Origin of the sequence: Planctopirus hydrillae (assembly GCF_001707835.1) — a bacterium.
In the GTDB taxonomy this organism is placed as follows: Bacteria; Planctomycetota; Planctomycetia; order Planctomycetales; family Planctomycetaceae; genus Planctopirus; species Planctopirus hydrillae.
Map to the genome: position 1 here is coordinate 20,003 of NZ_LYDR01000091.1, position 11,307 is coordinate 31,309.

Below are 11,307 nucleotides of genomic sequence, written 5' to 3' on the forward strand. Positions count from 1 at the left end.
AACTGCTTGCCTTGGTCGAGTACCAATCCAGTCAGAGAGAAATTTCTGAAAATGGTCGCGGGCTTTACCGGGGCTTATTCGCCGCAGGTGGCCCGGATAACTGATCTTTCAAGCCTTCGATCTTCCCTTCCTGGAGAATCGGCAGATATCGATTGGGCATTGCCAGAATAAAACAGGCGACGGCTGTCCCATAGAGTTGACCCTGCTTTCCATGCACCCAGCGGGTATCGCGCCAACTGCCGTCTTCACCGGGATTCTCCGGACGCTTGACCTGGGAGGCCACGAGATAATCTCGAAGTGCAGGATAATTCTTCTGCCAGTCGGCTCCACCTGTCTGATAAATGGCCTGTCCGACGTAGTAGAGCGTATAAGCATCAAACGGGACTTCACCACTGCCACGATTGGGGCGAATGCGGCTGACTTCTTTCGAAATCTGTTCCATGTTCTTGGCAATCCGCCAGTCGTCGTATTGGCCGAACTCCTGTAGACAAACAACTCCACAAGCTGCCATCGCAAGCGTGGTACGATTCCCATCGTAAGTGAACTGACCAGGCCCTTCCTGAGCTTTCTCATCAAAACCACGAGCACCATTTTCGGCTTTGTAATGATCTCGAACACTCTGTATGGCAAGGCGAACGACGTCGTTCCGCACTTCGAAACCACTATCGACAGCACTTCGAAGTGCTTTGGCCTGCATCACGACCAGACTGAGATCATGGCCATGCTGCTGCCTTTTGGCGCGATAATCCCATCCCCCGTCTTCGCACTGGGTATTCGATATCAGTCGTAAAGATTTATCGAGCACACGGCCAATTTGCGGGTCGCCCGTCATGCCGTAAGCCTGCCCAAGCACGAAAGCAGCCAGCCCGTGGTTGTACATATCGCGCTGGGCATCTGCGGAGTTGAGAAGCCCCGAAGGCTTGGCTTTTTTGAGCACATACTTGAATGCCCGATCAACGGTATCACCATAGCGGCCCCGCTGTGGCAGGTGACCTGCCGCTAGAAACGAGAGGCCGCCAAGACCCACGAGACCAAGATCTTCCGACTCCCAGTTCCCTTCGGTTCCCTGATTTCGAGCAAGCCAGGCCAAACCTTTCTGAAGTGCCGCCTCACTGTCTGGAGTCACTTCCCAGCCGGGGATCGGCTTGCTGGAACTGACTTGATTCGCTCCGTCCTGAGCCATCGCAAGCCGCTGACCAGCAACATCAAGACCTCGATCTGCCAACAGCAGCAAGCCAACCATACCCCAGCAAACTCGCCACGATGATTCATGGTTGTGCGGAGTTCGATTTCGAAAAAGCAGCAATGTCCAGCATCTGGCAAGATTCATAAAAACTGCTTTGTTACATTCCGTTCTGAAAAACCGGGAAGCCAATGAATTTCGAACTTTTAGTCAACCGGAGGGATTTCTCACTCGAAACAGCCACGCTTCTCGCAATTCATTCCAGATTCTCTGGCTGGAAAACTGAATAGTCGAGCGAATGTCTACAATATCAAATCTGTCAGAAATGAAAGGAATTCAGAACGGTTGGCCATCAATGTTTCAGAACATCAACAGATCCGCCATTCTTCGATGGGTGACACTACAACACATTTGTTGCCGTCATTGCGGTTGGTTACGTCGGAATGAGCAGGAAATGCGAACTTTTTGTCATTTGTCAGTCTGGATGACAATTCTCGGAAAAGATGACCGCTGCGACAAAGGAATCGCAAACAAAGAATCAGCCCGCACTATTCACGCTACTCAGGAAGTTCTTTTGCATTGGTTTCGGGAGCAAACCAGATCAGGATCGCACCAGCGATGTAGACCAGACAAATGACACTGCACGCGACGGCATATCCTCCTTGAACACCCGCAAAAGTCTGCACGTCCTTGAGAAGTGCCAACAGCGAACCAATCTGGAGAGCTCCAATGGCAGCGATGACACGCCCGAAATTGAAAGCAAAGCCCTGACCTGTCGCACGCAGCCTCGTCGAGAAAAGTTCCGGCAGATAAAGTGGGAGCCAACCATAGAACGACGCCGTCATCACTCCGAGAATAAACGAGGTGAACAGAAACATCGGGCCATACTGGTTTTGCAATTGGTAGAAACCCAGGACGGAGAAGAGCGACAAAATACAAAGTGTAAAATAGCTCACACGTCGCCCAAGCAGATTGCCAAAGTAAGCCGCGAGAATGGTCCCTACAATCGCTCCGGTCGAAGTGGTGAGTTGGGTGTACTCCTTGGGATGTTGCCACAACAGACCCAGCTCTGTGCGATCAATCCCTTGTGTCAGTTGACCGGCCCAGGCCATGGCCCATTGTGTGGAGCCCCAGGTCCCCAGAAGTGCCACACCACTCAGTCCAGCTCCCAGCAGCATTCGTTGAATCGGAAACTGCAATGGCGGGACACGCCCTAATGCACGATCCCGCTGCACAAATCGAATCGCCGGGAACAAGAAGCCCCCGGCAGCAATCATCACACCTGCCACGATTCCGAGAATCCGCAGCGGCATGATGATGCCCGGTTGGACACACATGGCAATCACAAGTGCCGGGCCTGCCGTACCGATGAGAACACCCCATAGATCGACAGAGGACATGGAGGACGTACTGCCGCCCGCTTTCTCTTCCAGCCAACGTTCAGATTCAGGGACGAAGATCCGAAAGAAGAACGTCAGGACAGCGGGTAATGTGCCGAGCATCATCATGATCCGCCAACCATCATAGGCCACAAGCATCTGAACCGTGGCTTCCGGTAAGCCTGCCCATAACAGGCCGCTCTCCAGCGACTTAATCACCTGGGTGAGCAAAATTCCGACAATACCAACGAGAAAATAGCCGGCATTGGCAGCAGCACCAATGAGCCCCGCCATAAGTGCCCGCGAACGATTGGGCCAGACTTCCATGACGAGTGCGACCCCCAGCGACCATTCGCCACCCATGCCCAGCGCTGCAATAAATCTCAAGACCCCCAGTTGCAAGGGAGTCTGGGCGAAACCACAAAGTCCCGTGAAAATGGCATACGTGAGCACTGAAAGACTCATGGCGCGGACTCGTCCGACGCGATCACCCAGCCAGCCAAACAGCACACCACCAGTGGCCGCTCCCACGAGAAAGACCGCGATGATCATTCCAAAAACGGGGCCAATCAGCGCCTCCTGTTCTTTGGTGGCAATGAGCGGGATGCCCAACAGATCCTGAACCGCCCGGCGGCCCACCATCGAAAAGACACCCATTTCAGCGCCGTCGAACATCCATCCCAGAAGTGCGGCTGTCAAAGCCATCCACTTGCCCCAGTCATTTGATCGAGACGAAGCAGAATTGGCCTGAGATACAGCCAGAGGATCATGACTCATGGAGGGTCTTTCAAAGATTTCACATCAGCGAGGATGATTGTTGATGGTCGGCAACTCATTCAAATATCTGATGCGGATTTCAAATCAGAGTTAAGTGATGTGATTCTGGCTACCTGAGTGAGCAAACGCAATTTGCAGAGGATTGAAAATGTCTCAAAACGCCCCTTCTCAACCAGTCAAATCAGCGATAAGCACCATGAAATCCTCATGTTTTGCATGAAGCTCATTGCCGAAACGAATCTATTGAATTGCCTCATCGCAGACCGCGGAGAACGCGAGCAAAGTGAGCATGCACACGGCAAAAAGGGGCTCTCAAGGTTTGGAAAGCGTTACTTTCGTATCGCCCCTGTTTGAGAGGCTTTGAGCCTCGATACGAATTCTTCATCCATCCCTGTTCTGTACCTTGACGCTTCATTGAGCTGGTGACCGACCGATTTGGCGGGCCTCATGGGAAAATGCAGATGCGTTTCATACGCTTCCCAATCAGTCATTGTGGGTGGCTTGAGTCGGCGCAACCATTCGAGACCAAAACGCACATGCTCGATTTCATCTTCATGAATCCTCCGCATGATCGCAGCGCTTTTGAGATCACCAACTGATTGGAAAACGTCTTCGAGTTCCAGACTGTGATCGAGATTGCAGCCTTCAAATGTCAAAGGGAGCCCAGCCAGATAATCCATCACGGATGTGAAGGTCATGGCCTGCCGCCAGATGTACGAGTTCACGGGTAGTGATCCAAACTCGATGCCGAGAGCTTTGCAGCGTTCCATGTGCATGCGGGTGTGCCGCTGTTCGTCTTTCATGACTTCTGCCAGCCCCAGGCGAAACTCAGTCGGTGCCTCGGGAAATGCAAGCAATACCCACGCCATGACTTCGAGTGCCTGCAATTCGTGATTGGCCATAATATGGTGGGCAATTGCACGTTGAGCAGGTTCAGAAAATCGAGGAATGGCCGGCATGGGTGGTGCCGTCCGCCGGGCACCAAAAGTGAGCTTCTCTTCGCGAGCGGGAAGTGCGAGTTTCTCTGCCACGCCAGGATTCTGATCGGTCAATGAATCCCGAACGGGCTGAATCTTCTCCATGCAGGTGGGTAACTTCAGCACCTTTTCCGCAAACTCACGAAGTTCCATGTCCTGAATGTTCCGAAAAGACAGATAAGCCCTGTTTCAGCAAGAGTGTACTCATAAGGGCTGACGGGAAGATCCTCGAAAAATACTGGGAAGTTCGAAGGACTCAGCCTCGCCCTCCTTCACAGCAGGTTTCGCAGATTGCATGACATTGCGAGCAAATGAGTTTATGCCGGATTTCCATCAGTTGACCACCGCAAACCGGGCAGCCTGGGGAACAAACCGATGCGTGAGCATGGTTCACTTCCTGCTCATTGGTGGCTGTGCAGGCATCGAGGTTCCCGAGAGGTGCGAAATCATAGGGCTGGATCGGCTGTGAACTCATGCGACGTTCCGTGGATCGAGGGGAGAGCTTGTAAAAAGATCTATCAACCAGAATTCGACTTGAGGAACCTAGAATTGTGGTGGGCGATCTCCGAGGAAACGATGATTGGCCACAGTCAGTTGTTGCAAACGATCAGCAAGATCTTTTGTCAGGACTCCGGGTGCATATTGCCAGATCCAGTTGCGAGCTGACGCGCCAAATGTACCGGGAGTATTCATGCGGGCCGCAGCTGGCAGTGAAAGAAGATCTTGAAGCGGTACGATCGCGATGTTCGAGCGGCTCTTCCAGGCCACGGCAATGAGATCCCAGGCAATGTCTTCGCTCATGTGTTCCAGACGTTGACGCAACCGATCCATGCGATCGTTAAAGGGTTCGACATGAGACTGGAACCATCCGACCGTGGTGTCGTTATCGTGGGTTCCAGTGTAGCAGATCGACTCGGGAGGAAATTCTTGAGGCTGGAAAGGATCGTTCTCAGCAATCATGAACTGGAGCACCTTCATCCCTGGTAAACCGAAAGAGAGGCGCAGTTCATCGACCTGAGCAGTAATAGTACCAAGATCTTCCGCAATAATCGGGAGGCGTGTCATCCCTGAGGGCACCTTCAATTGCCGCCTCAGCGCATCAAACAGGCGATGTCCCGGCCCGGTAACCCATGTTCCCTGCTCGGCTGTTAAATGACCCGCGGGAACTGACCAATACGCTTCAAACCCACGGAAATGATCCAGCCTCACGAGGTCAACTGCTTCCATAACGGCCTGTAACCGCCTGGCCCACCAGCGGTACTCGTCTTCTTCGAGGGCTCGCCAATCATAGACCGGGTTGTTCCAGAGTTGACCGGTCGCCGAAAAATAGTCGGGAGGGACGCCAGCAACTTGAAGAGCCTGCCCGGCTTCGTTGAGTTGAAAGAAGCGACGATTCGACCAGACATCGGCACTGTCGTGGGCGACATAAATCGGAACATCGCCAATAATGAGAATGCCTTTGTTTCGGGCATAGGCACGCAATTCATTCCACTGCCTGAAAAAAATGAACTGCTGGAACTTGGCCACGAAGATCGGCTCTTGAAGAACCGTCATGGCTTCCGGGCCGGCGTAATGCCAGCGATCGACGAGATGAGTCCAGGTCGTCCAGGGGCGGCCCGCATTGGCACTTTTCAGCGCCTCAAACAACGCCATCTGATCAAGCCAGCCTGCCTGCGCACTGCAGAATGATCGAAATGCTACCTGAAGTTCGTGATCTTCGTGAAGATGGTGAAACCGCTCCGCGGCACGGTGCAGCAAAGGCATTTTCCGCTCGAAAGCCAGTTCAAAGCTGGCACTACCACTCCCGTAGGCGCCGGCAATCGCTGCCTGATCGAGTTCCTCTGGAGTGAGAAGCTCTTCTTCAACCAGTTTCTCCAGGCTGATCAGCAGCGGATTTCCAGCAAATGATGAAGGACTCTGATAGGGCGAATAACCGGCATCGACGGGATTCAGTGGGAGAACCTGCCAGTACGACTGGCCGGCAGCAGCCAGCCAATCAACAAACTGATAGGCCTCATGACCAAGATCTCCCGTACCAAAACGACTGGGAAATGATGTCGGATGCAGCAGCACACCACTCGCACGATCCATGAATCAGAAGTTCCTCAAAAACTTGTTAGACAGTATCCATTCACCAGACGGCATGAACGGCCAATCAGATATCAGACGGGAATGGCTGATCTCGAATCCATTGATTCTACGACTCGAAACAGATAACGAATGCCCGCGTTTTATGCTTTGGCCAAGGCAGCCGAGACAATCTCGCGGGCTTCGCTGACAATCCGATCGAGATGTTGCTGATCGCGAAAGCTTTCGGCGTAAATCTTGTAGACGTTTTCTGTACCGGAGGGGCGTGCCGCAAACCATCCGAAATCGGTTGCAACTTTCAGACCACCAATGGCCGCATGATTGCCGGGTGCAGAAGTCAAACGCTGAGTAATGAGATCGCCCGCCAATGTCGTGGCCTGTACATCCTCGGGAGAGAGCTTCTTAAGGATCGACTTCTGTTCGAGTGTCGCTGGCTGATCGATGCGTGTGTATTCGGGCAAACCAAACTTCGCCGCCAGTTCGGCGAAGTGCTGGCTGGGATCTTTGCCAGTGGTTGCAGTGATTTCTGCGGCCAGTAATCCGAGAATCAGGCCATCTTTATCAGTTGACCAGACCGAACCATCTTTTCGAAGAAAACTGGCGCCAGCACTTTCTTCACCACCAAAACCGAGGGAGCCATCGAAAAGTCCACTGACGAACCACTTGAAACCGACAGGGACTTCGACGAGTTTGCGTGCCAGAGCATGAGCGACACGGTCGATCATCGCGCTGGAAACAAGGGTTTTGCCGACACCCGCAGTCGCCTTCCAGTTCTGACGATGCTTAAAGAGGTACTGGATACAAACGGCAAGGTAGCTGTTGGGGTTCATCAGCCCACCCGTCGGTGTGACAATGCCGTGGCGGTCGGCATCGGGATCGTTAGCGAAGGCAATGCCAAATTTGTCCTTCAAAGACACAAGGCTGGCCATGGCCCAGGGGCTGGAGCAATCCATACGGATTTTTCCATCATGATCAACTGTCATGAAGGCAAATTGCGGATCAATGATGGGATTCACCACCTGCAGATTCAGGCCGTACTTTTCTGCGACAGGAGCCCAGTAATCGTGCGAAGATCCTCCCAGGGGATCGACACCAATCGAGAGGCTACTTTTCTGGATGACATCCATATCAATGATGCTCCCCAGATCGTTGACATAGGGAGTGATCAGATCGACTTCAGTCACATGTCCAGACGCCATGGCGGATGATAAAGAGATCCGCTTTACGGCTTTGAGGCCATTGGAAAGAATCTCATTCGCCCGATCCTGAATGACAGAAGTGGCGTCAGTATCGGCAGGGCCGCCATTGGTCCCGTTGTACTTGAAGCCACCGTCGTCAGGAGGATTGTGCGAAGGCGTGATGACGACACCATCCGCCAGACCGGAAGTTCGCCCTCGATTCTGAGTAAGAATGGCGTGCGAAATAACGGGTGTAGGAGTGGCTCGATTCCTGGCGTGAATGACCGTCGTGACCCCATTAGCGGCGAGGACTTCAATGGCCGTCAATTGTGCGGGTGTCGAGAGGGCATGAGTATCACGGCCCATGTAAAGCGGGCCGGTGACTCCTTGAGCCGTCCGATATTCGACAATCGCTTGAGTGATGGCGGCAATATGTGCATCAGTGAAGGAACCGTTGCGGGAAGTTCCCCGATGGCCACTGGTTCCAAAGGAAACTCGCTGGGCTGGATCGCTTAAGTCAGGCTGGCGGTCATGGTAATCCTGCAAGAGGCGGTCGATATCGACAAGAATCTCAGAGGGGGCTTTCTTGCCAGCCAATTGATGCAGACCCATGAAACCAGTTTCCTTCGTTGATTTTTTATCTGTCAGCCAGCCCTGAATCCATGAGGTTTACACTTCACGCATCCAGCAGGCAAATCTTACTGCGTGAAGCGTACCAGAAAACCATCGAAAATCAGATGACATCTTCAAAACTGAGCGAAAACGCCATTTTGGGAATGCAAACTGCCGACTGAAACCAATGTTCAAAAGACAACCGCAGCCTAAATGCTGTGGCGTGTGATCATCAACAGGATTCCCGTGCCATCCAACGGAAGCCGGGACGGGTTTCTCATCATTTCTTCACAGATCAGAGTTCTACTCTCTTCAGGTGGAGCACATCTGAATTCAAGAGTCGCCAAATTCAAGAAGATGTGCGTCAGCCTGTGTGGCGTGGGTCATACGGGAAAGATGGAATTGAAATCTGATGACAATGACTCGAGAAACCTTAGGTATGGTCAAGAGTTCTCAAAAACTACCGGCAACACCATCTGAACCATGGGGCCGCCCGGCTGGTGATGGACAAAGCAGTCATCGACTCTGGATTTGGGTGCTCGTCATCTCCGTTGCGACGATTTTCGCCCATGGCCAGGGATTGGCCTGCGGCTATATCTGGGATGATGACGCTTACGTTGAACAGAACAAGACTTTGCGAACATGGCACGGGTTGTGGCTCATCTGGAGCAGTCCCGAGAGTACACCGCAGTACTATCCGCTGGTTCACACAACCTTCTGGATCGAGTATCACCTGTGGGGTTTGTGGCCAGCTGGCTATCACGCGACCAACATTTTCCTCCATGCCATCAGCAGCGTTCTGATTGGCCGCCTGCTGGTTCGTCTGCAAGTCCCGGGAGCGTGGTTGATTGCGCTACTTTTTGCTGTTCACCCGCTGCATGTGGAATCTGTGGCCTGGATCACCGAACGGAAGAACGTACTTTCCGGGGTGTTCTATTTCCTCGCAGCAACACCACTGCTCGAGTGCCTGGGGGTGCTTCGTACAGAAGGCAAACTCAATCGAGGACAGGTTTCAACTGAATCAAGTCAAGCATTGTTCTGGAAGAAGTGGATATTGGCCCTGGTGCTGTTTCTGGCAGCATTGCTCAGCAAAACGGTGACATGCACACTTCCTGCGGCAGCACTGCTTGTCGCCTGGGGAGTTCGCGGCAGGCTGACCTGGCGGGATGTGAAAATCACTGCACCGTTCTTTGTGCTGGGTATTTCAATGGGCATACTCACGGCTTATCTGGAAGTGACCCATGTGGGCGCAACGTTCGAATATGTGCCTTTGAGTTTCTGGGATCGACTTGTCCTCGCAGGCCGAATTCCCTGGTTCTATGCATTTCAGATTGTGTGGCCGCAAACGCTGATTTTCATTTACCCCAAGTGGTCCATCGATGCCTCTCAGCCTGTGCAATGGCTTTACCCTGTGGCCACGCTGGGAGTTTTGCTCGGCGCTCTACTCCTTAGAAAACAACTTGGCCTGGGAACGTTTGTCGGAATTGCGTTCTTCATTGGCACGCTGTTTCCGGCGCTTGGTTTTTTCAATGTTTACCCCATGAGATTTTCCTATGTGGCAGATCATTTTGCCTATCTGGCGAGCCTGGGAATCATGGCCTTGGCAGGTGCTGGTTTAACACTTGCCTGGCAAGCGGCTGAGAGACGCTTCCAATGGCCGAGCGTCGTCCCCCTGCTCGGGATGGGGTTGATCGTGACGTCACTCGCATTCATTTCCCGTTCACAGACCGAGATCTACAAGGATGTCTGGACATTGTGGAGTGCGACGGTCCAAACCAATCCCAAGGCGACTGTCGCACAGGCCAATCTGGGGAAATTGTTGCTGCAAAGAGGGGAACTTCAGAACGCGCTGGTGCATATCGAAGAGGCTTACCGACAGGATCCCATCCTGGACACGAACCTGCTCAACTGGATGACCGCCAAGATCCAGCTTCAGCAGTTCTCAGACGTCCGTGATAAGTTCAACGAACTCAATCAACGTCTTGACCCACATGCTGAGTTCCATCGCTTGATGGCCATGATGTTCCTGGGTCTCAATGAGCCGAGTCGAGCTGAGAAGACCTTTGCGGAGGGAGTCGCACGCTTTCCAGAAGATACTTCTCTGGCTGGCGATTACGGTGCTTTTCTGATCAGACAAGGCAAGTTTGTGGAAGCAGAGTCGCAGCTTCTTCGAGCCACTGCGATTGAACCATTGAATGGGCAGGCGTGGTCGGATCTGGGGATTTGTCTGATGCAATTGAATCGACCGGATGAAGCACTGGAGGCGTTTCAGATGGCGACTCAGAAATCGCCTTCCATAGCTGAAGGATGGAAGAATCTTGCCCAGTGGTATCTGCAGCATAGCCAGCCGGGTAAATCGCTGGAGACGATGCGGTTGGCTCATCAGAAGCTCCCCCTCGAACTTTCGATTGTTGAGGAGTATGCATGGCAACTGACTCATGGAGAGATGCCTGCTGAACAGGATGCAGCTTTGGCCAGGCTGATTCTTAATCAGGCTCTGGCTGCATCTGGCGCGGGGGCACAACTCAGAAATGGTGGCCTGCCGACATTGTTGCGATTGGTGCAGGTATTCCTCGCGTCAGGTGACACGATCGCTGCCGGGCGGCTTGTCGATCAATATTTGAAGTTGCTTCCGGAAAATGATGCAGAACGAGCCACCGTGATGGAGTTGCAGAGGAAGCTGCGCGGGTAAAACTCCAAGGGCTGGCTGCCATTCAACGGAAACAGCCTTTCCTGAAGATTTGAGCCCGTGCGGAATCGACTCAAGGTAATCCAAAAGAGTGCATTCGCTGGGGCTGTATGGCGACTTTCTGAAAATACGATTCCACCACGAAGAACTCGAAGTCTACGAAGTCAGGGGGAAAGTCAGGTGGGAAGCGTGTTGTGATCTGGGGCCAATAATGAGATTCCATGCCCAGAAAACCGCGTGTGGAGCGCTGCTGGCAAGCCAGCAGTGGCACACAGCGGATCCAGCAATCCAGATTGAGCCTCCACAGTGAAGACCACGCTCTTCGGAAGACCTCAGAGCGTGCCACCCAACGCCGTCCACGATTTTACAAGTCTGATGACGTGACGTAAGTTTCGTGTTCTCAAGAAGATCGAGTCTCGGGTAG

Annotated in this window: 7 protein-coding genes; 1 reads left to right on the forward strand and 6 read right to left on the reverse strand. The window is 52.9% G+C overall.

Annotated elements, in window-relative coordinates; translation table 11 throughout:
* Window positions 1–64: 64 nt before the first annotated feature.
* From A6X21_RS11315 to pgm, 6 genes are all read right to left on the reverse strand, one after another.
* A complete protein-coding gene (locus A6X21_RS11315) occupies window positions 65–1,330 on the reverse strand; it encodes a prenyltransferase/squalene oxidase repeat-containing protein (RefSeq protein ID WP_068847938.1) in 1,266 nt (421 codons plus the stop codon).
* A gap of 410 nt (window positions 1,331–1,740) precedes the next feature.
* Entirely contained in the window at window positions 1,741–3,339 is a 1,599-nt protein-coding gene (locus A6X21_RS11320) for an MFS transporter (protein ID WP_068847940.1), read from the reverse strand.
* A 329-nt stretch (window positions 3,340–3,668) separates the two neighbouring features.
* Entirely contained in the window at window positions 3,669–4,469 is an 801-nt protein-coding gene (locus A6X21_RS11325) for a ferritin-like domain-containing protein (RefSeq protein WP_068847942.1), read from the reverse strand.
* Window positions 4,470–4,572: 103 nt separating this feature from the next.
* Window positions 4,573–4,791: a hypothetical protein gene (locus A6X21_RS11330; protein WP_068847944.1), complete on the reverse strand. Its 219-nt coding sequence runs from the start codon at window positions 4,789–4,791 to the stop codon at window positions 4,573–4,575.
* Between the two features lie 68 nt (window positions 4,792–4,859).
* Window positions 4,860–6,407 carry a 4-alpha-glucanotransferase gene (gene malQ / locus A6X21_RS11335; RefSeq protein WP_068847946.1) on the reverse strand — a complete coding sequence of 516 codons (1,548 nt, stop codon included), beginning with the start codon at window positions 6,405–6,407 and terminating at the stop codon, window positions 4,860–4,862.
* A gap of 140 nt (window positions 6,408–6,547) precedes the next feature.
* The gene (gene pgm / locus A6X21_RS11340) at window positions 6,548–8,194 is read right to left on the reverse strand and encodes a phosphoglucomutase (alpha-D-glucose-1,6-bisphosphate-dependent) (protein WP_068847947.1); all 1,647 of its coding nucleotides are present in this window, start codon (window positions 8,192–8,194) and stop codon (window positions 6,548–6,550) included.
* Window positions 8,195–8,606: 412 nt separating this feature from the next.
* Between pgm and A6X21_RS11345 the strand changes: the two genes are divergently transcribed.
* On the forward strand, window positions 8,607–10,886 hold the full coding sequence (locus A6X21_RS11345) for a tetratricopeptide repeat protein (protein ID WP_083233554.1): 2,280 nt from the start codon (window positions 8,607–8,609) through the stop codon (window positions 10,884–10,886).
* Window positions 10,887–11,307: the final 421 nt, after the last annotated feature.